General features: G+C 64.7%; 22 protein-coding genes and 1 pseudogene. 8 read left to right on the forward strand and 15 right to left on the reverse strand.

Annotated elements, in window-relative coordinates; translation table 11 throughout:
* Positions 1 to 8: 8 nt before the first annotated feature.
* From NY08_RS06815 to NY08_RS06825, 3 genes are read left to right on the forward strand one after another with little or no spacing between them, the layout of a single operon-like run.
* Positions 9 to 371 carry a GntR family transcriptional regulator gene (locus NY08_RS06815; RefSeq protein ID WP_045199880.1) on the forward strand — a complete coding sequence of 121 codons (363 nt, stop codon included), beginning with the start codon at positions 9 to 11 and terminating at the stop codon, positions 369 to 371.
* Entirely contained in the window at positions 368 to 1,291 is a 924-nt protein-coding gene (locus NY08_RS06820; RefSeq protein ID WP_045195555.1) for an ABC transporter ATP-binding protein, read from the forward strand. Before NY08_RS06815 ends, NY08_RS06820 begins: the two co-directional genes overlap by 4 nt.
* Positions 1,288 to 1,983: an ABC transporter permease gene (locus tag NY08_RS06825; protein ID WP_045195557.1), complete on the forward strand. Its 696-nt coding sequence runs from the start codon at positions 1,288 to 1,290 to the stop codon at positions 1,981 to 1,983. Before NY08_RS06820 ends, NY08_RS06825 begins: the two co-directional genes overlap by 4 nt.
* Here NY08_RS06825 and NY08_RS06830 read toward each other — a convergent pair.
* Both NY08_RS06830 and map read right to left on the reverse strand, forming a co-directional pair.
* Positions 1,967 to 3,502 (reverse strand): cobyric acid synthase, encoded by a 1,536-nt coding sequence (locus NY08_RS06830; protein ID WP_045195559.1) that lies wholly within the window; start codon positions 3,500 to 3,502, stop codon positions 1,967 to 1,969. The genes NY08_RS06825 and NY08_RS06830 overlap by 17 nt on opposite strands.
* Positions 3,499 to 4,374, reverse strand: coding sequence for a type I methionyl aminopeptidase (gene map, locus NY08_RS06835; RefSeq protein WP_045195561.1), 876 nt, complete (start codon positions 4,372 to 4,374; stop codon positions 3,499 to 3,501). The genes NY08_RS06830 and map overlap by 4 nt, the downstream gene beginning before the upstream one ends.
* 138 nt (positions 4,375 to 4,512) lie before the next feature.
* On the opposite strand from map, the gene NY08_RS06840 reads away from it, so the two are divergent.
* Entirely contained in the window at positions 4,513 to 5,385 is an 873-nt protein-coding gene (locus NY08_RS06840) for a helix-turn-helix transcriptional regulator (RefSeq protein ID WP_045195564.1), read from the forward strand.
* A gap of 19 nt (positions 5,386 to 5,404) precedes the next feature.
* Here NY08_RS06840 and NY08_RS06845 read toward each other — a convergent pair whose 3' ends face one another.
* The 5 genes from NY08_RS06845 to dxr form a co-directional block, all read right to left on the reverse strand.
* The gene (locus tag NY08_RS06845; protein WP_200893176.1) at positions 5,405 to 7,219 is read right to left on the reverse strand and encodes a penicillin-binding transpeptidase domain-containing protein; all 1,815 of its coding nucleotides are present in this window, start codon (positions 7,217 to 7,219) and stop codon (positions 5,405 to 5,407) included.
* Positions 7,220 to 7,301: 82 nt separating this feature from the next.
* Entirely contained in the window at positions 7,302 to 8,138 is an 837-nt protein-coding gene (locus NY08_RS06850) for a GNAT family N-acetyltransferase (RefSeq protein ID WP_045195567.1), read from the reverse strand.
* Between the two features lie 120 nt (positions 8,139 to 8,258).
* Entirely contained in the window at positions 8,259 to 9,422 is a 1,164-nt protein-coding gene (ispG, locus tag NY08_RS06855) for a flavodoxin-dependent (E)-4-hydroxy-3-methylbut-2-enyl-diphosphate synthase (protein WP_176459303.1), read from the reverse strand.
* A 37-nt stretch (positions 9,423 to 9,459) separates the two neighbouring features.
* A complete protein-coding gene (locus tag NY08_RS06860) occupies positions 9,460 to 10,680 on the reverse strand; it encodes a M50 family metallopeptidase (RefSeq protein WP_045195568.1) in 1,221 nt (406 codons plus the stop codon).
* Positions 10,681 to 10,686: 6 nt separating this feature from the next.
* Entirely contained in the window at positions 10,687 to 11,949 is a 1,263-nt protein-coding gene (gene dxr, locus NY08_RS06865; RefSeq protein ID WP_441344242.1) for a 1-deoxy-D-xylulose-5-phosphate reductoisomerase, read from the reverse strand.
* On the opposite strand from dxr, the pseudogene NY08_RS06870 reads away from it, so the two are divergent.
* Positions 11,948 to 12,468: pseudogene (locus NY08_RS06870) on the forward strand (DUF1990 family protein). The gene dxr and the pseudogene NY08_RS06870 overlap by 2 nt on opposite strands.
* A 13-nt stretch (positions 12,469 to 12,481) precedes the next feature.
* Here NY08_RS06870 and puuE read toward each other — a convergent pair.
* A complete protein-coding gene (gene puuE, locus NY08_RS06875; protein WP_045199884.1) occupies positions 12,482 to 13,381 on the reverse strand; it encodes an allantoinase PuuE in 900 nt (299 codons plus the stop codon).
* A gap of 217 nt (positions 13,382 to 13,598) precedes the next feature.
* Between puuE and NY08_RS06880 the strand changes: the two genes are divergently transcribed.
* Positions 13,599 to 13,868 carry a DUF2631 domain-containing protein gene (locus tag NY08_RS06880; RefSeq protein ID WP_032397812.1) on the forward strand — a complete coding sequence of 90 codons (270 nt, stop codon included), beginning with the start codon at positions 13,599 to 13,601 and terminating at the stop codon, positions 13,866 to 13,868.
* A gap of 8 nt (positions 13,869 to 13,876) precedes the next feature.
* Here the strand turns inward: NY08_RS06880 and rlmN are convergent, their stop codons facing one another.
* Positions 13,877 to 15,028 carry a 23S rRNA (adenine(2503)-C(2))-methyltransferase RlmN gene (rlmN, locus tag NY08_RS06885; protein WP_045195572.1) on the reverse strand — a complete coding sequence of 384 codons (1,152 nt, stop codon included), beginning with the start codon at positions 15,026 to 15,028 and terminating at the stop codon, positions 13,877 to 13,879.
* A 127-nt stretch (positions 15,029 to 15,155) separates the two neighbouring features.
* Between rlmN and NY08_RS06890 the strand changes: the two genes are divergently transcribed.
* Together NY08_RS06890 and NY08_RS06895 are read left to right on the forward strand one after the other, a co-directional pair.
* Entirely contained in the window at positions 15,156 to 15,575 is a 420-nt protein-coding gene (locus NY08_RS06890) for a LapA family protein (protein WP_032398357.1), read from the forward strand.
* Between the two features lie 106 nt (positions 15,576 to 15,681).
* Positions 15,682 to 16,524, forward strand: a complete 843-nt coding sequence (locus NY08_RS06895) for an HpcH/HpaI aldolase/citrate lyase family protein (RefSeq protein WP_032397811.1) — start codon at positions 15,682 to 15,684, stop codon at positions 16,522 to 16,524.
* A 44-nt stretch (positions 16,525 to 16,568) separates the two neighbouring features.
* Here NY08_RS06895 and NY08_RS06900 read toward each other — a convergent pair whose 3' ends face one another.
* From NY08_RS06900 to rpsB, 6 genes are all read right to left on the reverse strand, one after another.
* Positions 16,569 to 17,267 carry a class I SAM-dependent methyltransferase gene (locus tag NY08_RS06900; RefSeq protein WP_045199886.1) on the reverse strand — a complete coding sequence of 233 codons (699 nt, stop codon included), beginning with the start codon at positions 17,265 to 17,267 and terminating at the stop codon, positions 16,569 to 16,571.
* A 38-nt stretch (positions 17,268 to 17,305) separates the two neighbouring features.
* Positions 17,306 to 18,220, reverse strand: coding sequence for a phosphatidate cytidylyltransferase (locus NY08_RS06905; RefSeq protein WP_045195573.1), 915 nt, complete (start codon positions 18,218 to 18,220; stop codon positions 17,306 to 17,308).
* 37 nt (positions 18,221 to 18,257) lie between these two features.
* Positions 18,258 to 18,815 (reverse strand): ribosome recycling factor, encoded by a 558-nt coding sequence (gene frr, locus NY08_RS06910; RefSeq protein WP_032397809.1) that lies wholly within the window; start codon positions 18,813 to 18,815, stop codon positions 18,258 to 18,260.
* 55 nt (positions 18,816 to 18,870) lie between these two features.
* Positions 18,871 to 19,599: a UMP kinase gene (pyrH, locus tag NY08_RS06915; RefSeq protein WP_032397808.1), complete on the reverse strand. Its 729-nt coding sequence runs from the start codon at positions 19,597 to 19,599 to the stop codon at positions 18,871 to 18,873.
* A gap of 177 nt (positions 19,600 to 19,776) precedes the next feature.
* Positions 19,777 to 20,601 carry a translation elongation factor Ts gene (gene tsf / locus NY08_RS06920; RefSeq protein ID WP_032397807.1) on the reverse strand — a complete coding sequence of 275 codons (825 nt, stop codon included), beginning with the start codon at positions 20,599 to 20,601 and terminating at the stop codon, positions 19,777 to 19,779.
* Positions 20,602 to 20,761: 160 nt separating this feature from the next.
* Complete coding sequence (gene rpsB / locus NY08_RS06925; protein WP_032397806.1) at positions 20,762 to 21,652, reverse strand: 30S ribosomal protein S2; 891 nt, start codon at positions 21,650 to 21,652, stop codon at positions 20,762 to 20,764.
* Positions 21,653 to 21,838: the final 186 nt, after the last annotated feature.

Here is a 21,838-nt window from a genome sequence, read left to right on the forward strand (position 1 = left end):
CGGTGGTTCTGATGGACGAGGGCAGGCCCATCTTTCTGCAGATCGCCGAGATCGTAGAGAACTCCATCATCGACGGCTCACTGGCAGAGGAAGAGCAGGTTCCCTCGACCAACGAACTGGCCGCATTCCATCGAATCAACCCGGCCACCGCAGGTAAGGGACTTGCCAAGCTCGTCGCCGACGGCGTCGTCTACAAGAAACGAGGAATCGGAATGTTCGTCACCACCGGGGCTCGCGACGCTCTTCGATTCCGTCGCCGCGACCTCTTCGCTCGCCAGTACATCGACCCGCTCGTCACCGAGGCGCGCAAGCTCGGCATGACCGTCGACGAACTCAAGACAATGCTCGACAACTGGGAGGCAGCGCGATGAGCATCCATGAATTCGATTCGATCGGCGACGATGGCCGCGTGATCGCGAAGGCCACCCACCTCACGAAGAAGTTCGGATCGTTCACCGCTGTCGACGACGTGAGCTTCGAGATCGAACAGAACAAGATCTACGGCTTTCTCGGCCGCAACGGCGCAGGCAAGACCACCGTCATGCAGATGATGACCGCGCAGATGCGCCAGAGCGCGGGCGAGGTCTCGATATTCGGGCAACATCCGTGGGAGAACCCGATTGCACTGGGTCACGTGTGCTTCGTCAAGGAGAGCCAGAAGTACCCCGACGATCTGAAGGTCAAGCACGCCGTTGCGCATGCCTCGCACATTCTTCCCTACTGGGACAATGACTTCGCCGCCGACTTGCTGCGCGATTTCGACCTGCCCCTCGGCCGCAAGATCAAGAAGCTCTCCCGCGGAATGACCTCGGCGCTCGGCATCGTCATCGGACTCGCGTCACGGGCACCACTTACCTTCTTCGACGAGCCCTACTTGGGACTGGACGCGGTATCGCGACACCTGTTCTACGACAGACTGCTTGCCGATTACGCCGAACGCCCCAGGACCGTCGTTCTGTCCACCCACCTCATCGACGAGGTCAGCGATCTGATCGAACACGTGATTCTCATCGACAAGGGCAAGATCCTGCTCGACGCGGACTCGGACGATCTACGCGAGAGCGCCTTCGAGATCACCGGACCGACGCGCGCCGTCGACTCCTTCGCCTCGGGCCATCGCACTCTGCGTCGCACGGCACTCGGCGCGAGCGCTCGGGCCACGATCGACGGCCGACTGACCGACCGGCAGAAATCGGACGGTGCTGCAGCAGGGCTCACCATCGAACCGGTCCCGATGCAGCAGTTGATCATCGAACGCACCACCGCCGAACCCGAGGAGGCAGTGTCATGAAACGAATACTCAACGTCACTCGAATCCACAACACGTCCTGGGCAACGACATTCGTGTGGCCGATGGCGGTTCTCGCGATCGCCTTCGTGATCACCTTCAGCATATTTCTGGTCATCCCGACCACAGACTCCGAATACAACTTCACCGGTAGCGTCTTCTCGATCTATGGATTCGCCATGGCGTTCTACATCACCGCGATCACTCAGTGCTTTCCCTATGCCCTGGGTCTGAGCGTCACCCGCCGCGAATTCCTCACCGCCACAGCGTTGGTAGGTGTGTGCCAGTCGATTGCATTCGGCACGATCATCTACGTGCTGTCCTTGATCGAAGCAGCCACGGATGGATTCGGCCTGAAACTGCGAATGTTCGGCATCGCTCGGTACGCGACCGACAATCCGTTGGTGCAGTGGGCCGCACTCGTTACCGTCATGCTGCTCCTCGGCGGCATCGGTGCATTCATCGGCGTCGTGTATCGACGGTTCCGCACGAACGGGTTGTTCACCCTCGGACTCGGAGCGCTCGTAGTCTTCGGCGGCGGATCTGTACTCGTGACCTGGCAACGGTGGTGGCCGAACATCGGCACCTTCTTCACCGACACCCCACGTATTCTTCTTCTGGTCGTGATCCCCTTGATCATCACCGCAGTGCTGTCGGTGGCCAGCTGGTTCGGTCTTCTCAAAGCAACTGCGTGACAATCTTTTTCGTCGCAGGATCGACGCCGTGCTCGATGAGGTCGAGCACGGCATCGACGTCGAGGTTGTCTTCCACCAGATCCGCCAGCAGGTCCAACTGCTGCTCACGCAACGCAGCGACCGATGTAGCGGGCGCCACCACGAAGCCGGAACGGCCCGATTTCCCTGCCACCCAGGTGAGGAACGAACGCCGGAAGTCGTCGGACTCGAGCAGGCCGTGCCAGTGGGTTCCCACGACAGTCCCGCGCACACTGCCCTCCGGGGTGCCCGACGCAGTAGCAAGAAGCGCCTCGTCGCCGTTCCGCACAACCCGACCGTGGTGAATTTCGTAGCCCGACGCGCAATTCGAGCCGTACTGTTTCGATCGCCCCGTCACCTGCGCGAGCACTTTGTCGCTCGCGAACTCGACCGAGAGATCGAGCAGACCGAGCCCCTGGACAGAACCGGCTCCGGATTCGACGGTGTCGTCGATCGTCCGACCCAGCATCTGATACCCACCGCAGATCCCCAGAACCGGTAGTCCCGCGGCCCCGCGTGCCGCGATCGCATCGGCAAGACCGCTGCGCCGCAGCCACTCGAGATCCGACACGGTGGACTTGCTGCCCGGAACGACCACCAGATCCACGTCCTCGAGCCGGGACGGTTCGGTGACCCAGTGCACCGACACCCCGGGCTCGCAGGCCAACGCCTCGACATCGGTGGTGTTGGAGATTCTCGGCAGACGCACCGCCGCGACGCGCAACCACTGCGAGCCGTGCGGTGGACGCGGCCGCCCCACCGGAGCATCGGGGACGGTTCCGAGCGAATCCTCGGCGTCCATCCACAAGCCGTCGGCGAACGGGACGACACCGTACGTCGGCCGACCCGTCAACGCGCGCAACTGGTCGAGACCGGGTGCCAGCAGAGCTGGATCGCCCCGGAACTTGTTGATCACGAACCCGGCGACGAGCGCCTGATCCTGCGGAGACAGAACGGCCACGGTGCCGAACAGATGGGCCAGCACTCCCCCACGATCGATATCCCCCACCACGATCACCGGAAGGGACGCAGCCGTCGCCAACCCCATGTTGGCCAAATCCGTGCCGCGCAGATTGATCTCGGCGGGCGAGCCAGCGCCCTCGCAGATCACCACATCGAAGTCCGAACGCAGAGAAGCCAATTCGTCCGCCACCACCGCGCGCAAGGACTGCCGATGCTCGATGTAGTTGCTTGCACTCACCTGCGCCACGGCCCGCCCCCGCACCACCAACTGCGATGTCCGGTCACTCCCCGGTTTCAGCAACACCGGATTGAAACGCACACTCGGCTCCAGGCCACAGGCCGCCGCCTGCATCGCCTGGGCTCGACCGATCTCGCCGCCGTCGAGCGTGACCACCGAATTGTTGGACATGTTCTGCGCCTTGAACGGAGCCACCCGCACACCCCGACGCGCCAACATTCTGCAGAGCCCGGCGACCAGCACACTCTTGCCCGCATCCGAAGTGGTCCCGGCGACGAGCAGCGCACCAGTCGGACTCACGGGAGAGTCAGGATCTCGCTACCCGTCTCGGTCACCACGAGCGTGTGCTCGAACTGCGCGGTCCACTTCTTGTCGTGCGTGACCACCGTCCAGCCGTCGTCCCACATCTCGGCGTTGATCGTGCCCAGGTTGATCATCGGTTCGATCGTGAACGTCATTCCCGGTTCGATGACGGTGTCCACCGACGGCTGGTCGTAGTGCAGCACGACCAGACCGTTGTGGAAGGTGGTACCGATGCCGTGGCCGGTGAAGTCCTCCACCACGCCGTAGCCGAACCGGTGCGCATACGACTCGATGACGCGGCCGATCACGTTCAGCGCGCGACCGGGCTTGACGGCCTTGATGGCCCGCATGGTGGCCTCGTGGGTGCGTTCGACCAGCAGTCGGGCCTCCTCGGAGACGTTGCCCGCCAGGAAGGTTGCGTTGGTGTCGCCGTGGACGCCGTCGATGTACGCGGTGACGTCGATGTTGACGATGTCGCCGTCCTGGATCACCGTCGAATCCGGGATGCCGTGGCAGATGACCTCGTTGAGGGACGTGCAGCAGGACTTCGGAAAACCCTTGTAGCCCAACGTGGACGGGTATGCGCCGTGATCGATCATGTACTGGTGGGCAATGCGGTCCAGCTCGTCGGTGGTGACGCCCGGTGCCACTGCCCGGCCCGCTTCCTGCAGCGCCCTGGCCGCGATCTTGGACGCCACCCGCATCTTCTCGATGACCTCGGGGGTCTGAACCCAGGGCTCGCTGCCCTCGGCCACGGTCGACTTCCACGCGTATTCGGGGCGCTCGATCGACTTGGGCACCGCGAGGACGGGCGAGACGACGCCTGGTACGAGTGGCTGACGGGGCTTGCTCTCGGCGGTCACAGACATGGACCCAAGAGTAGTCGGCTCGTACTCGGCCGCGGACCGCAGCGCAGTGCCCGTACCAGTCGAAACAGCACATGCCGGTGCAGATATGATCTGGATCACGTTCGTCGCTCGTGCAGTCGACACGAGAAAGGAAGCCCCGTGGTCCATTCGAATTTGTTGCGGCCCCGCGACGGTGATGCCCTGCGCGCGGAGCTGCGCCAGGTGGCAGCGACGTCCGAGGTACCCGTCGTGTTCGGCGGCGAGGTCTCCTCGGAGACCCTGTACCTGAGTGAATTCCACGGAACCAGAACCCGAGGCCTGGACGGACTCGCCATCCCACCCAGATCCGGCCTCGGCGGTCGAGTCATGGAACAGCGCAGGCCCGCGGCCGTCAGCGATTACGGCGCATCGATGTCGATCACCCACCACTTCGATCGACCCGTGCTCGGCGAGGGCCTCAAATCGATACTGGCGGTACCGGTGGTCGTGGCCGGAGTCGCGCGAATAGTGATGTACGCGGCGCTGCGCGAACGCGGCCCCCTCGGAGATCGTGTCGGCGACATCATGACCACCGCCGCCAGGCGTCTCGGCCAGGAGATCTCCGTGCGGGACGAGGTCGACCGCAGGATCCGTCTGCTGGCGACCATCCGCTCGCCGCTCGACTCGGATGTCTCGCGGACCGCCGAGCTGCGCAGTGTCCACGAGGAACTGTCCGATCTCGCCCGGTCGGTCGGTGACGCAGCGATCCAGCGCAGACTCGACGCAGTGGCAGCTCGCGTGGCCGCGTCGTTCGGACAGAACACGCCCGACGACCCACGAGCCCAGGAGGTGTCGCAGTCGTTGACGCCACGCGAGATCGACGTCATCTCGCAGGTTGCCCTGGGCTGCACCAACGTCGAGGTCGCTGCGCGCCTGTCGATCGGTGCCGAGACGGTCAAATCGTACCTGCGCAGTGTGATGCGCAAAACCGATTCGCACACCCGATACGAAGCCGTGGTGGCGTGCCGTCGACTCGGCGTTCTGCCTTCCTGATCCGAACGCCGCAGCGTCGTCAGTACCCGGGTGGAAGTTGCTCGAACATCTCTCGGGTCACCGCGACCGCGTTGTCCGAGCTGCCGCCGCGCACCACGAGGGTGGCGAAGGCGATATCGCCGCGGTAACCGACGAACCACGAGTGCGAACCGCCGTCGACCTCTGCTTCGCCGGTCTTTCCGTAGACCTCGCCCTGGTCTGCGATGCGTTCGGCCGTACCGCTGGTGACCACCGACCGCATCATCCCGCGCAATCCGTCGACCATCGCAGGTTCGATCGGCGGATGGTCTCCGGTGATCACGGTGTCGCGTCCGACCAGGAGGTTCGGCACCGGCGTCGAACCGTGAGCCACCGTCGCGGCGGCCAGGGCCATACCGAACGTCGACACGACCACCCTGCCCTGACCGAAGCCGTCCTCGGTGCGCTGAACCAGTTCTTCGGCCGGTGGCACCGAACCGGAGTCGGTCGGCAATCCGACGACGTCGTAATCCGGGCCGACGCCGAATTGAGAGGCCGCGACGGTCAGCGCATCGGGAGTCATCTCACTGGCCAGCTTGGCGAACGAGGTGTTGCACGATCGAGTGAAGGCGGTACTCATCGTCACGTCACCCAGTGAGAACTCGTTGTAGTTGGGCACACTGCGCTCACCGATCACGATGCGCCCCGGACACGGGACGGTGCTGCCCGGAGTCGCGAGTCCGCTCGCGATGGCGGCACCGGCGGTGATGATCTTGAACGTCGATCCGGGTGGGTACAGGCCGGCCGACGCGACCGGCCCGTCCCGATCGGCAGCCGGGTTCTGTGCCACCGCGAGGATGGCACCGGTGGACGGCTGGATGACCACCGTCATCGCCTGCTCGGTGCGCGCATTCACCGCTCGCTGTGCCGCGACCTGGATGTTGCGATCGAGACTGATCGAGAACGACGGCGAGGGCTCCGGCGGGGTGTCGGTGAGGACATCGATGTCGACGCCGTTGCGGTTCGTGGTCACCACGCTCCACCCCGCCTTGCCGTCGACCTCGTCGATGACGGCCTTCTTGACCTGGCCCACCAGGTCCGGCGCGAACGTGGGGTCGGTGGACACCAGATCCGATTCGTCGGACGCGGTGACTCCGGGGATCTCGGTCAGTGCGGCCGAAATCGGCTGGTAGTCACTGTCTCGAAGTAAAACCACCGGGTAGTCGCCGTCGACCGAGGTGGCGGATTCGACGATCGACTGCGCAGTGATGGACGCATCGAAAGGCGTCAGCAGCGTCGACAGCGCCGTTGCCGAGGCGACCACGTTGTTCGCTTCTGCGGCATCGAATTTGATTCGGTGCACCACCCCTGGCACCAGCACGTCGGTCCCGGAGCGTTCGTTGACCCGAGCCCGCGGAGCCGCCGTGGACCGCAAGGACATCGTCTGAGTGTCGCCGAGCTTGGGATGGATGTCCGACGCCGTCCAGCGCACCACCCACTCACCTTCGCTGCGGCCCATGTTCAGCTGACCGTCGTATGTCCACACGCGATCCCTCGGCAGTTGCCACGTGTAGGTGTAGCCGACCGTGGCCGTGTCGCCGTCGACCTGTACCGACGTCGTCTCGGCGTCGAGCGCCTCGGCCTGGAGGTTGGTCCACGCCTCGGTCAGTGCCGTCGCCGCTGCGTCGGGCTTGTCGGTATCGGCAGCCGCGGCGGCGATGTCGTTGGCCTCGAACGCGGCGAGAAATGCCTGGGCGGCCGGCTCCGGGCCGTCGGGTTTGGGGGTACATCCGGTGAGGGCGGCGGCAACGACGGCTGCGACCACCGACACCGCTCCGACTCGATACCGCACTTCGGTTGCACCACGTGATCTCATTGCGCCCCATCGTAATAGGGCGCTGCCTTCGGCCGCGGCAACGAATCGCGGTTCGCCACGACCCGATCGAGCGACGTCGGAGTCAGTCGAGGAGGACCGTCGTGAAGGTCGCCACCTGGGTCAGACCGATCTTCGCGTATGCGCGCCGGGCGACGTAGTTGAAACTGTTGACGTACAGGCTCGCGGTGCGGCCCTGGCGGACCACCGAGTTCACCACCGCTGCGGTACCGGACGCGCCGAGGCCGTGCCCGCGCCGATCGGGATGAACCCACACCCCCTGGATCTGACCCACCGTCGCCGACTGCGATCCGATCTCGGCCTTGAACACCACCCGACCGTCCTCGAATCGGGCCCACGCACGCTGCGCGGCAATGAGACTCGAGATCCGTCGCCGGTATCCACGGCCGCCGTCGTTCTGTCTCGGGTCGACGCCCACTTCCTCGATGAACATCGCGACTGCCGCACTCAGATACACGTCCAGTTCCTCGGGACGAACGAGGCGTACGTGCGGATCGGGCGTGATGGACGATCGAACCGACGTGGCCAGCAACGGCTGCTCACCGCGAACCTCACGGGCCGGGCCCCAGTCGGTCTCGAGCATCTCCCACAACGGCAATGTCAGTTCGGCTCGACCGACCAGTGACGAACACAGCCGCGGGCCGCGGCACGCACGATCGGCGAACGAGCGCAGATCGTCGCCGGATCCGAGCAGAGGAACCAGGTTGGCACCGTAGAAACACAACGACTCGTCGGGTCCACCTCGGCTCCACATCTCACCGTGGAACGACTTCGGATCCAGCCCGGATTCCTGCACCCGAGCGGCAACCATGCAGGTGGCGACCGGGTCGGCGTCGAGCACCCGCAGGACGTGCGCAACATCCCGATTACCGAGAGGCTTCGCACCGAGGAGCTTGAGCACCTACCGACCTCCTGACCACCTACCGCATACACACCGACCGAGCGTGTACCGAATCATTCCAGAGAACCCGTTCCGCCGGTGGCAGAGCGGCAAACCGGACACCGAACCGGTCGAACCCGCTCAGCTGACGGTCACGACCGGTGCGCCACCGTCTGCAGTCTCATCCTTGTCGAATTCCTCGGCGATGCGCATTGCTTCCTCGATCAAGGTCTCGACGATCTGCGCCTCGGGCACGGTCTTGATGACCTTGCCCTTGACGAAGATCTGGCCCTTGCCGTTGCCCGACGCCACGCCGAGGTCGGCATCACGCGCCTCTCCCGGACCGTTGACGACGCAGCCCATGACGGCGACGCGCAGCGGGATCTCCATGCCCTCCAGGCCTGCGGTGACCTCGTCGGCAAGGGTGTACACGTCCACCTGTGCCCGCCCACACGACGGGCAGGAGACGATTTCGAGCTTGCGGGGACGCAGGTTGAGCGACTGCAGGATCTGGTTGCCCACCTTGATCTCCTCGGCGGGTGGTGCCGACAGGGAGACGCGGATGGTGTCGCCGATTCCCCTGGACAGCAGGGCACCGAACGCCACCGAGGATTTGATGGTGCCCTGGAACGCAGGCCCGGCCTCGGTCACGCCGAGATGCAGCGGGTAGTCACACTGTGCAGCGAGCTGCTCGTAGGCAGCGACCATGACGACAGGGTCGTTGTGCTTGACGGAGATCTTGATGTCCCCGAATCCGTGTTCCTCGAACAGGCCCGCCTCCCACAGCGCGGACTCCACGAGCGCCTCCGGCGTCGCCTTGCCGTACTTCTTCATCAGCCGAGGGTCCAGCGATCCGGCGTTGACGCCGATACGGATCGGAATGTTCGCGTCACCGGCCGCCTTCGCGACCTCCTTGACGCGGCCGTCGAATTCCTTGATGTTCCCCGGGTTGACCCGCACCGCGGCGCAACCGGCGTCGATCGCCGCGAAGATGTACTTGGGCTGGAAGTGGATGTCGGCGATCACCGGGATCTGACTCTTCCTGGCGATGATCGACAGTGCGTCCGCGTCCTCCTGTGTGGGGCATGCCACACGGACGATGTCGCAGCCGGACGCCGTCAGCTCTGCGATCTGCTGCAGCGTGGCGTTGATGTCGTGGGTCTTGGTGGTGCACATCGACTGCACCGAGATGGGGCTGTCGCTTCCCACTCCCACCGACCCGACCTGGAGCTGCCTGGTCTTTCGACGCGGCGCGAGTACTGGAACCGGCGGTGCCGGCATTCCCAATCCGACTGACACGGACACAGTGGCCTTCTTTCCTAGCTACGACTGTCGAGTCTACTTAGAACAATTGAATCGGGTTGACGATGTCCGCCGTGAGTGTCAACAAGGAGAACCCGATGAAAACGACGATCACCACGTAGGTGACCGGCATGAGCTTCATGTAGTCCACCGGCGCACCGTCGGGCAGGCCGCGACGGTTGCGGAAGATGTTGCGGATCCGCTCGTACACGGTCACCGCGATATGGCCACCGTCGAGCGGCAGCAACGGCACGATGTTGAACGCTCCGAGGAAGAAGTTCAACGACGCGAGCAGTCCGACGAATGTCGCCCAGTTGTTCGTCTCTGCGGCCTGACCGCCGATGACACTGGCACCGACGACGCTCATCGGAGTGTCCAGTCCACGCTCGCCGCCGAAGATCGACTCCCACAGGGCCTCCACCTTCGTCGGCAGCTGCACGAGAGCCTTACCGGTCTGGACGAAGATCTCTCCGGTGAAGGCGAACGTCTCGGGGACTGCCTCGATCGGGTTGTATCGAATGGGTGGAGGGGCGATCGTGGAGCCACTGACCCCGACCGCGCCGACCGTCGTCGACTCCTTGGCTCCGGTATCCGGGTCGGTGACGTAACGCTGCACCTCGGTCACGGGAATCGTCAGGTCGATCGACGCTCCGTTCCGCTCGACCGTCAGATCGACCGATCCCGACGACGCCTGCACGGCCTCGACGACCTCGGACCAGTACTGCGCCGGTACACCGTTCACCGCGGTGACCACGTCGCCCGTGCGGAGCCCCGCTTGCTGAGCCGGGCTGGCTCCCGAGCACGGCGCGAGTTCCCCGTCCTCGGTCTGGGTCGGCGCGATACACACGACGTCACTGACCTGAACGGTCGGCGGCGTCACCCGATCCGGCGTGCCCCATCCGAGTACCAGGGCGTACACCAGCACGATGCCGAGCACGAAGTTCATCGCGATACCGCCGACCATCACGACGATGCGCTTCCACGTCTTCTGGCGGTACATCGCCCGCTCGACCTCGTCCGGTGCGAGCTCGTCGATCGCCGTCATTCCGGCGATGTCACAGAATCCGCCGGCGGGGATCGCCTTGAGCCCGTACTCAGTCTCTCCGCGTCGGAAGGAGAAGATCTTGGGGCCGAAGCCGATGTAGTAGCGGCGGACCTTCATGCCGAGCGCTTTCGCGGTCCACATGTGTCCCGCCTCGTGCAGCGCGATCGACACACCGATGCCGACGGCGAACAGCACCACACCCAGAGCGAACAGCATGTGAGTCTAGAGGCCCTTCTGTTTCAGAAGCTCACGCGCGTGTGCGCGAGCCCAGGAATCCGCTGCGAGGACGTCGTCCACGGTAGTCGGCACCGCCGACCAGTCCCCGCCGCCGTCGTTCAGAACCGACCGCACCGTGTGCACGATCTCGGGGAATTCGATGCGACCGGACAGGAATGCGTCGGCGGCGATCTCGTTGGACGCGTTGTACACCGCAGTCATGCACCCGCCCATGATTCCGGCCTCGCGGGCCAGCTGTACGGCGGGGAAGACTCGATCGTCGAGTGGCTCGAAGTCCCAGGAGAACGCTGCAGTGAAATCGAGTGCGCGCGCGACGTCGGGCACTCGATCCGGCCATCCGAGCGCCAACCCGATCGGCAGCTTCATGTCCGGCGGGCTGGCCTGCGCGATGGTGGATCCGTCCACGAACGTGACCATCGAATGGACGATGGATTGCCGATGCACCGTGACGTCGATCTTCTCGTAGGGCACCCCGAACAGCAGATGCGCCTCGATCAACTCGAGGCCCTTGTTGACGAGAGTTGCCGAGTTCAACGTGTTCATCGGGCCCATCGACCAGGTGGGATGAGCTGCGGCCTGAGCAGGGGTCACCGACTTCAGTTCCGCTTCGCTCCAGCCCCGGAACGGTCCACCCGATGCGGTGAGGATCAGGCGATCCACTTCGCTCCGGTGGCCACTGCGCAGGCACTGCGCCAGCGCCGAATGCTCCGAGTCCACCGGAACGATCTGACCCGGCGCGGCGGCAGCGAGTACGAGTTCGCCGCCTGCCACCAGCGATTCCTTGTTGGCCAACGCCAGCCGAGCGCCGGTCTTCAGCGCCGCCAACGTCGGTTCGAGACCGAGCGAGCCCACCAACGCGTTGAGCACCACGTCGGCCTGCGTCGACTCGACGAGCTCGGTCACCGCACCGGGCCCACTCAGCACCCCGGGGAAGTCGAGCTCGGCGGCAGCGGCGGGGTCGGCCACAGCGACACGTCGAACACCGGTCTCGGCGATCTGACGGCGAAGGAGGGCGATGTTTCCGCCGCCCGCCGCAAGACCGACGACGACGAAACGGTCGGGGTCGGCGGCGATGACGTCGAGCGCTTGGGTTCCGATCGAGCCGGTGCTCCCCAACAGCAACACACGAATCGGCTCGGCACGATCCGAGGAGGTCGTTCGCTCACGATGGTCTGGCACCGGTCCATTGTTGCCTACCGAGGCTGAGAAACCCCTATGCGTCGCCGTAGCTGGCACGCTGGAGGGCATGGACGTCTCGAAGTATCGCGCGGCACCGTTCAACTACGCCGATGTGGGGGCGACGAGCGGCAGGCTCCCGGCCGGCTACCACCACGTCGAGACGTCACGGGTCATCGGATCCGGAGTCGAGGACTTCGTGGCCGCGGCCGACGCGCTGATGCGCTGGGACATGCATCGCGGCACCGGACTGAAGGTTCACTCCAGCGTCGACCACGCCGTCCCCGACGCGGTGGTCGTCCTCGCGCTCGGACCCGTCCGCATCCCGTGCCGGGTCGTCTACGTCATCGACGAAGCCAACCGCCAGGGTTTCGCGTACGGCACACTCGACGGCCATCCCGAATCCGGTGAGGAGCTGTTCCACGTCGACTACTCCCCGAGGACGGGACGGTCTCCGCGCACATCACCGCGTTCTCGAACCCGGGCCGCTGGTACACCAGGCTCGGCGGACCGGTGGGCAGGCGGGTCCAGGCCCTGTTCACCGACCGCTACCTGAGTGCGTTGGAAACGCAGTGTCGGTCGCCGCACTGACCCGAGACCTCGATCAGGACACGGGTGGGTGCACCGCGCGCCAGTGCTCGGCGATGTCTATTCGTTTTGCGACCCATACTTTCTCGTGGGACTGAACGTGGTCGAGGAAACGTTCGAGGGCGGCGATGCGCGCCGGCCTGCCGACCAGCCTGCAGTGCAGTCCGACCGAGAGCATCTTGGGACTGCCGTTCTCCCCCTCGGCGTAGAGCACGTCGAACGCGTCCCGCAGATGCGCGTAGAACTCGTCCCCGGTCGAGAAGCCGCCCGGCGAGGCGAACCTCATGTCGTTGGTGTCGAGGGTGTACGGCACCACCAGATGATCGACCACGTCCGAGCCGCGAGTCACCTTCTCCCAGTACGGAAGATCGTCGGCGTAGGAATCCGAGTCGTACACGAATCCGCCGTGCTCGACCACGAGCGACCGGGTGTTCGGAGAGTCACGACCGGTGTACCACCCGAGCGGGGCCGATCCGGTGAGGCCCCGGAGGATGGCCACGGCCTCGGCCATGTGCTCGCGCTCGACGTTCGCGTCGATCTGCTGGTAAGACAGCCACCGCAGTCCGTGACAGGCGATCTCGTGGCCCAGTTCGGCCAGGGCGGCAACCACTTCCGGGTTTCGTTCCAAGGCCTTCGCAACGGCGAAGACCGTCAGGGGTAGGTCTCTTTTCTCGAACGCCCGCAGCACTCGCCACACGCCTGCCCTCGAGCCGTACTCGTACAGCGATTCCATGCTCATGTGGCGATTCGGAAAGGCTTGTGCCCCGATCATTTCCGACAGGAACGTCTCGGACTTGGTGTCACCGTCGAGGACGTTGTTCTCCGCACCTTCCTCGTAGTTGAGGACGAACTGGACGGCGATGTTGGCCTGACCCGGCCACTGCGCATGCGGCGGCGTGCGGCCGTACCCCACCATGTCTCGTGGGTAGCTCAGCGGAAACTGGGTCAACGGATGCGGAAGGCGCTCGGACGTCACCGCCGCAGTCTCTCACCGAACTCGGCAGTCTCGCCGAGTGAGCGCACAACCCTGATGGCTACGACGGACGGTCGTATGCCAATATTGTCCGAACGCGGCAGGCTCGACGCCTCGTGAAGAGCGACTTCGAGAATTCATGACCCGAGAGGACCGACCGGTGGCAAATACCGAACTGGAATCCGCTTCGTACGACCCGGTCGTCGATACCCGCAACGAGGTGCCGGACGTGCCGTCCGCCGAGTGGGGTTGGAGTGGTGAGTCGAACCGCGCGATGCGCGTGGCCGCCCTCGTCGTCGCCGCGTTCCTGCTGTTCATGATGATCGGAAACCACACCGGCAAGGTCGAGGACCTGTGGCTGATCGGCTTCGCTGCGACGCTGGTCGGGCTCGTCGTGCGAGATGTGATCGTCCGCCGCAAGCCCCGCTAGCAACCGATTCAGTTCTCGGCTGCCAGCTGACCGCACGCCGCGGCGATTTCCTGACCGCGGGTGTCGCGGACGGTGCACGAAACACCCTGGGCAATCACCCGTCGAACGAATTCTCGCTCCACCGGCTTCGGGCTGGCGTCCCACTCGCTGCCCGGAGTCGGATTCAGTGGGATCAGGTTCACGTGGACCCGGGATCCGAGTGCCTTGTGCAGCTTCTTTCCCAGCATGTCGGCCCGCCACGGCTGATCGTTGACGTCCCTGATCATCGCGTACTCGATGGACACCCGTCGTCCCGTCTGGTCGGCGTAATACCGCGCTGCGGACAGCACCTCGGCAACCGACCAACGGTTGTTGACGGGAACCAACGTGTCGCGGAGTTCGTCGTCGGGTGTGTGCAGCGATACCGCCAACGTCACCGACAGCCCTTCGTCGGCCAGCTTCCGAATCGCCGGTGCCAGACCGACCGTCGACACCGTCACCGAGCGCTGCGAGAGGCCGAGCCCGTCGGGTGCAGGCGAGACGATCTTGCGCACTGCGGCGACGACGCGTTTGTAGTTGGCCAGGGGCTCGCCCATCCCCATGAAGACCACGTTCGACAGACGACCCTCCCCACCGGGGACAACACCGTCGCGCATGTCCGCGGCCGCCGACCGCACCTGGTCCACGATCTCGGCCGTCGACAGGTTCCGGGTCAGACCGGCCTGACCGGTGGCACAGAACGGGCAGGCCATTCCGCAACCGGCCTGGCTCGAGATGCACAGCGTCGCACGGTCCGGGTAACGCATGAGGACGCTCTCGAGCAGAGTGCCGTCGTTGGCTTTCCACAGGGTCTTGCGGGTGTCACCGTCGTCACACGCCAGATGTTTGATCGCCGTGAGCAAGGTCGGAAAGAGGTCGGCTCCGACCTTCTCTCGCGCCTCGGCGGGAAGATCCGTCATCTTCGTCGTGTCGGCTTCGAGCCGGCCGTAGTAGTGCCGAGCCAATTGATCGGCACGGAACGCAGGCAGGCCGAGTGCCTTCACGGCCTCGCGCAATCCCTCTCTGTCCAGATCGGCGAGGTGGCGCGACGGCATACCGCGACGTGGGGCGGTGAAGACCAGGGGGAGATTCGGCCTCTTCTGCTCGGTCGATGTGTTCGTTGCGTCGGCGGCCTCACTCATACCTCCATTGTCCACCTGTTTGCCTCGCAGTCCTATTCGCGCCGGTTTCCGTCCGTTACCCGATGGGTATCGAGGTCGTGGCCGGATGCGCGTGCATTCGGCCTTCACGTGCGGAAGGATCATCGACATGGCCACCAGAGCTGACGACAGTCACGAGACATCGCTGGACAAGTCAGGCGCGGTTCATCCCGGCGACCACAGCGCCTCGGGTGACCTCGCGCCCATCACGACGCCGGATTCGGACGGTCGTTCGGCACCGGATCCGGAGTTCGCCCCGGAGCCACAGGCAAGCACTTCGACCGACGTCGCTCACACCCGCACCGCTGCGCTGTGGACCGGCCTGGTGGTCGGAGCCGTTGTCCTGGTCGTTCTGCTCGTCTTCATCGTGCAGAATCTCGACTCCGTCACCGTCCAGATCTTCGCCTGGCAGCTCGATCTGCCACTGGGCATCAGCATGCTGCTCGCAGCGATCGCAGGCGCACTGGTGATGGCGATGGTCGGCGGAGCGCGAATCCTTCAGGTCAGACGCGCAGCGAAGAAGAAGTAGCGGCACGGACCGTGAACACTATGCAAAGAAGGTGGCGCTGACCGACTGAATCGATCAGGATTTCGGGTGCCCCACTTCACTCGAGGAGCATGACGTGACAACTTTCATGGAGACACCCGTGGCATCCGGCGTTGCCCCCGACCGCGCACGGTCCTGGCTGCTCGTACCGGCCACCAAGCCCGAAACCTTCGGCGACGCCGTCGCGTCGGGAGTCGACGCAGTCATCCTCGACATCGAAGACGCAGTCGCTCCGGCCAAGAAGCCGGCCGCGCGCGAGGCCGTCGTTCGATGGCTCGGTGAAGGTAACTCGGCGTGGGTCCGCATCAACGACGCCACGACCTCGTACTGGGCCGACGATCTCGCCGCGTTGTCCGGCCTGCCCGGACTGGTCGGAGTCATGCTCGCGAAGACCGAGAGTGGTGGCCAGGTCGAGGCCACAGCTGCTCGCCTGGCACCCGGCACCCCGATCCTGGCACTGGTGGAGTCGGCGATGGGCCTCGAAGCCGCCACGGAGATCGCCCGCGCGGATTCGACGTTCCGACTCGCATTCGGTAGCGGGGACTTCCGCCGCGACACCGGCATGAGCGACGACCCCCTGGCGATGGCGTACCCGCGTTCGCGCCTGGTCGTCTCCTCACGCGCAGCGCGCATTCCGGGACCGATCGACGGACCGACGCTGACGGCCAACGACAGCATCCTCGGACGCGATGCCGCACTGACCCTGTCCATGGGCATGACGGGCAAGTTGTGCATGCATTCGGAGCAGGCTGCCATCGTCAACCGCGAGCTCGCCCCGTCACCGACGGATGTGTCGTGGGCCCGTGACGTCATCGATGCCCTCGGTGCCGACGGAGCGCACGTCAAGGACGGAAGCGACCTTCCGCGTCTGGCGAAAGCACTCAAGATCAACGAGTTGGCCGAGATCTTCGGGATCTCCGCCGCCTCCTGACAACGCCCGCGGTCGAGGTGCTTCGGCCGAATCCCACCGGCTCGCTACCGCACCTCGATTCCGGTCGGCTTGTATCGGACGTGCACTCGATACCGCACGTCGAACGAGACACCGTCCACCGACTTCACCGCATCGCGCGCAACGCGTGGCCCGAACTCGATTCCCAGCACGTCGCGCAGTATGCGTCGGTTCGGAAACGTCCACCTCGTGTCGACGCGGGTGAGCGCGAAACCCTGTGCCTCGAAGAACGCCTCGACCGTCGACGGGTCGTAGTGCGGTAGATCCGCCCGCATCCAGTCCCCGTACGGCGAAGCGGTCGCGTCCAGATCCACCACGACCAACGCTCCGCCCGGCCGGAGTACTCGCATGGCGTCGACGATTCCCGGCCCACAGCCCGGTCCGAAGAAGTACGCGGTGCGCGCATGGACGACGTCCACGGTGCCGTCGCCGATCGGGAGGGAATCCGCCCGCGCGGTCTTCACCTCGACGTTCGGCAGGCCCGCGACTCGCCTTCTCGCCGCGTCGGCCAGTGGTTCGTGCGGCTCGATGCCCAGCACTCGTTCGGCGTCGGCCGCGAACACCGGAAGATGAAAGCCGCTTCCGCAACCGACGTCGACGACCGTCCTCGCTGTCCAGTCCGCTACCGACCTGATCGCATCGAACACAGCACCGTCGACGTCCTGAGCGCGGTTCTCCGCCTCGTACAGGTGCGGCCAATTCCAGATGTTCGGGCTGGGAATCACCCCGGTGACATCACTGCGCACGCCGGACAGCAGTCCGCTCAGAGGAGCACGGTGAACACGAGCCATGCCACGAACGCCGAGGGCAGCAGCGAATCGAGCCTGTCCATGATGCCGCCGTGGCCGGGCAGCAGCGTGCCCATGTCCTTGATGCGAAGATCACGCTTGACCTGCGACTCGATCAGATCGCCCAACGTGCCGGTCACCACGAGCACCACACCGAGAAGGATGCCGATCAGCGAGTTGGCCTCGAGAATGAGCGTGACGGTCAGCAGACACCCGATGATGCAGAAGATGAGAGACCCGACGAGCCCTTCCCAGGACTTCTTCGGGCTGATGGCCGGTGCCATCGGGTGCTTGCCGAACAACACACCGGCGATGTAACCGCCGACATCCGAACAGACGACTCCGATCACAAACACCAGGATGCGTCCTGCGCCGTTGTCCTGCAGCACCATCAGAACGGCGAACGAGGCCAGGAGTGGCAGCCAACAGGCCACCAGGACGGTCACGGAGAGTTCTTCGAGGTAGTTCTTCGGGGCTGTGCCGAATCCTTGGCGCAGCAGCAGCCACACCATGCAGACCACGATGGTGCCGACCGCGGCACTGAGTACGCCGACCGCCCCGAACGGCCAGCCCAGCCAGATCATGGCCTGACCGCCGAGAATCAGTGGGATGCGCGGAACCAGCACACCGCCCTCACGCAGGCGCTTGGACACCTCGTACGTCGCGACGGCCAACGCAACCGCAACGACACCGATCCACACCAGCGGGACGAACACGAGCACGAGAATCAACCCGATACCCAAACTGCCGCCGACGCCGATCGCGGCAGGCAGATTACGGCCGGCTTTTCCGGTGGACTTCGCTGCGGCGACACCGGACGAGGCTGCGGGCGTACCGCTGCCCTCCTGCCGATCCGGTCCCACCACTGTCGTCATCTCCTCGAAATTCATCGTCGTCCGTCTCGAAAAAGCAGCTGTCGAGGTCGAGTCAGACCTCCATCAGCTCGCCCTCTTTGCGCTTGACGAGTTCGTCCACGGAGGCGGTGTACTTCGCAGTGGTCTTGTCCAGATCGTTCTCGGCGCGGACGACCTCGTCCTCGCCTGCCTCGCCGTCCTTCTGGATCCGCTTGAGCTCTTCCATCGTCTTTCGGCGGACGTTGCGAATCGACACCTTTGCGTCCTCGCCCTTGCCCTTGGCCTGCTTGACGAATTCGCGGCGACGTTCTTCCGTGAGCTGCGGAACTCCGATCCGAATGAGGTTGCCGTCGTTGGTGGGATTGACGCCGAGGTCCGAGTTGCGAATAGCGGTCTCGATGGGTCCGAGCTGGCTGGACTCGTACGGCTTGATGACCACCAGGCGCGCTTCGGGGACGCTGATACTGGCCAGCTGAGTGATCGGCGTCGGAGCACCGTAGTACTCGATGACGATGCGAGAGAACATTCCGGGGTTGGCACGTCCGGTGCGAATCGAGGACAGATCGTCACGCGCAACCGATACGGCCTTTTCCATCTTCTCTTCGGCATCGAAGAGAGCTTCGTCAATCACGATCTGTCCTCCATCGTCTTCGTCTTCGATTCGCTCGCGTCACCGTCGGCAACGATCACGACGTGACCAGCGTGCCGATCTTCTCACCGGACACAGCGCGAGCAATATTTCCCTGAATCAGCAAATTGAACACCAGCATCGGCATCTGATTGTCCATGCACAGACTGAAGGCCGTCGCGTCGGCAACCTTGAGTCCCTGTTCGATGGCCTCGCGATGCGTGATGGTGTCGAACATCGTCGCATCGGGATCGAGGCGCGGATCGGCCGAGTACACGCCGTCGACTGCCTTGGCCATCAACAACACCTCGGCACCGATTTCCAGGGCACGCTGCGCAGCGGTGGTGTCGGTGGAGAAGTACGGCATGCCCATGCCGGCTCCGAAGATCACCACGCGCCCCTTCTCCAGGTGCCGTCGCGCGCGAAGCGGAAGGTACGGCTCGGCGACCTGACCCATCGTGATCGCCGTCTGCACCCTGGTGGCGACGCCCTGCTTCTCCAGAAAGTCCTGCAGCGCAAGACAATTCATGACGGTACCGAGCATGCCCATATAGTCCGAGCGAGACCGGTCCATGCCGCGCTGCTGTAGTTCCGCACCACGGAAGAAATTGCCACCACCGATCACCACGGCGACCTGAACCCCGGTGGCCACCACCTCGGCGATCTGTTCGGCAACGTTGTTCACGACATCCGGATCGAGACCGACCTGGCCGCCTCCGAACATCTCCCCACCCAGTTTGAGCATCACGCGGCGGAACCCGGGACGGTCAGGGGCCGGATCGGTCATAGCTCTCCTCGGTACTCGTCGAACACTACGGTTTCCTCTTGGATCATCCTGCCCTATCGAGGCCCGGGCGATGGACAGGGCTCCTGCATGCACACCCACCTGCCCCGCGCACGAGCGATGCCGCCCACTCGATGGAATCGAATGAACGGCATCGCCTCGACCGAACCGGTACGCAGACTAGCTGGCACCGACCTCGAACCGTGAGAAGCGCGTGATGGTCACGCCGGCCTCGTCGAGAATGGCCTTGACGGTCTTGTTGCCGTCCTGCACCGACTTCTGCTCGGTGAGAACGACGTCCTTGAAGAATCCGTTGACGCGACCTTCGACGATCTTCGGCAGCGCCTGCTCCGGCTTGCCTTCTTCGCGAGCGGTCTCCTCGGCGATGCGACGCTCGGCGGCAACGAGATCCTCGGGGACCTCGTCGCGCGTGACGTACTTGGCCTTGAGGGCCGCGATCTGCATCGCGGCGGCCCGCGCAGCATCGCCCGCGGCATCGCCATCACCGGTGTACTCGACCAGCACGCCGACGGCAGGCGGCAGGTCCGCGCTGCGCTTGTGCAGGTACGTCGCGGTGTTGCCGTCGTAGGACACGACGCGGCGCAGTTCGAGCTTCTCGCCGATCTTGGCCGACAGCTCGTTCAGAGCCGTTTCGACGGTCTTGCCGTTCAGGTCGAGCGCCTTGAGGGCGTCGACGTCGGCAGGCTTGCCTGCTGCAGCCGTCGACGCGACGGACGCGGCGAACGTCTGGAACTCGTCGTTCTTGGCCACGAAGTCGGTTTCGGAGTTGATCTCCACGAGCACTCCACCCTCGGCGACGACGAGGCCTTCGGCGGTGTTGCGCTCGGCGCGCTTGCCGACGTCCTTGGCACCCTTAATTCGCAGGTACTCGACGGCCTTGTCGTAGTCGCCGTCGTTCTCGGCGAGCGCGTTCTTGCAGTCCATCATTCCGGAGCCGGTGAGCTCACGGAGCCGCTTGACGTCGGCGGCAGTGTAGTTCGCCATCGTGGGCGAGCCTCCTCAAAAGTCTGGGTACGGGCGTTGACGAAAAATGCTGTTCTCAGGGCGTGATCGACGAGCTCGCAACTGAGCCGGACCGATCACAACCCTGACATACCGAAGCGGCCCCGGCCCACCCCTGAGGGTGAACCGGGACCGAATTCGATCAAGCCTGAGCGGCCGGTGCTTCTTCTGCAGCCGGTGCTTCTTCTGCTGCCGGTGCGTCGGCGGCCGGAGCCTCTGCTGCCGGGGCGTCCGCTGCGGGAGCGTCGGCTGCCGGTGATGCCTGTGCGAGCTGCTCGAGCTCCCACTCGGCGAGGGGCTCGCCTGCGCCGACCTCGGGCTTGGCGTCGGACGCGGTGTTCTGACCCGCGCGGGCCTGCACACCCTCGGCCACTGCGGATGCAACGACCTTGGTCAGCAGCGCTGCGGAACGAATGGCGTCGTCGTTGCCCGGGATCGGGTAGTCGACCACGTCGGGATCGCAGTTGGTGTCGAGGATCGCGATGACCGGGATCTTCAGCTTGCGCGCCTCGCCGACGGCGATGTGCTCCTTGTTGGTGTCGACGATCCAGATGGCCGAGGGAACCTTGGCCATGTCCCGGATGCCACCGAGGGTGCGGTCCAGCTTGGTCATCTCACGCGTGAGCATGAGGATTTCCTTCTTGGTGCGACCCTCGAAGCCACCGGTCTGCTCCATGGCCTCGAGCTCCTTGAGGCGGAGCAGACGCTTGTGGACCGTCTGGAAGTTGGTGAGCATGCCACCGAGCCAGCGCTGGTTCACGTAGGGCATACCCACGCGAGTTGCTTCAGCGGCGATGGACTCCTGCGCCTGCTTCTTGGTACCGACGAACAGAACCGTGCCACCGTGGGCGACGGTCTCCTTGACGAACTCGTAGGCCTTGTCGATGAAGGTCAGAGTCTGCTGCAAGTCGATGATGTAGATGCCGTTGCGGTCGGTGAAGATGAATCGCTTCATCTTCGGGTTCCAGCGACGGGTCTGGTGTCCGAAGTGTGTGCCGCTGTCGAGCAGCTGCTTCATTGTTACTACAGCCATGGCTGAAGAACTCTCTTTCGATGGTGCGGTTGACGCAGAGTGTCGGTGACCTCTGCCCTGGCGGCCGCTGAAGTTGCCGGACCCGACATCACGAAGATCTCGGGACCGCCGACAACCGGTTCTCGTATCGTCGATTCTGCGCAAGGCAGACGATGCGATGGAAGCGGACGCGCGAAGTCGACCCGT

Origin of the sequence: Rhodococcus sp. B7740, assembly GCF_000954115.1 — a bacterium.
GTDB lineage: Bacteria > Actinomycetota > Actinomycetes > Mycobacteriales > Mycobacteriaceae > Rhodococcoides.

Bases quoted from the DNA above. Each gene is read 5' to 3' on its own strand.
- NY08_RS06905 (WP_045195573.1), bottom strand. From the start codon at position 18,220: ATGAATTTCGAGGAGATGACGACAGTGGTGGGACCGGATCGGCAGGAG.
- tsf (WP_032397807.1), bottom strand. From the start codon at position 20,601: ATGGCGAACTACACTGCCGCCGACGTCAAGCGGCTCCGTGAGCTCACC.
- NY08_RS06825 (WP_045195557.1), top strand. From the start codon at position 1,288: ATGAAACGAATACTCAACGTCACTCGAATCCACAACACGTCCTGGGCA.
- NY08_RS06860 (WP_045195568.1), bottom strand. From the start codon at position 10,680: ATGCTGTTCGCTCTGGGTGTGGTGCTGTTCGCCGTCGGCATCGGTGTG.
- puuE (WP_045199884.1), bottom strand. From the start codon at position 13,381: ATGGTGGGGTACGGCCGCACGCCGCCGCATGCGCAGTGGCCGGGTCAG.
- map (WP_045195561.1), bottom strand. From the start codon at position 4,374: ATGTCTGTGACCGCCGAGAGCAAGCCCCGTCAGCCACTCGTACCAGGC.
- pyrH (WP_032397808.1), bottom strand. From the start codon at position 19,599: ATGACCGATCCGGCCCCTGACCGTCCCGGGTTCCGCCGCGTGATGCTC.
- NY08_RS06845 (WP_200893176.1), bottom strand. From the start codon at position 7,219: ATGAGATCACGTGGTGCAACCGAAGTGCGGTATCGAGTCGGAGCGGTG.
- rpsB (WP_032397806.1), bottom strand. From the start codon at position 21,652: ATGGCTGTAGTAACAATGAAGCAGCTGCTCGACAGCGGCACACACTTC.
- NY08_RS06890 (WP_032398357.1), top strand. From the start codon at position 15,156: ATGGCCACCAGAGCTGACGACAGTCACGAGACATCGCTGGACAAGTCA.
- NY08_RS06895 (WP_032397811.1), top strand. From the start codon at position 15,682: ATGGAGACACCCGTGGCATCCGGCGTTGCCCCCGACCGCGCACGGTCC.
- NY08_RS06820 (WP_045195555.1), top strand. From the start codon at position 368: ATGAGCATCCATGAATTCGATTCGATCGGCGACGATGGCCGCGTGATC.
- rlmN (WP_045195572.1), bottom strand. From the start codon at position 15,028: ATGAGTGAGGCCGCCGACGCAACGAACACATCGACCGAGCAGAAGAGG.
- dxr (WP_441344242.1), bottom strand. From the start codon at position 11,949: ATGCCCTCCAGCGTGCCAGCTACGGCGACGCATAGGGGTTTCTCAGCC.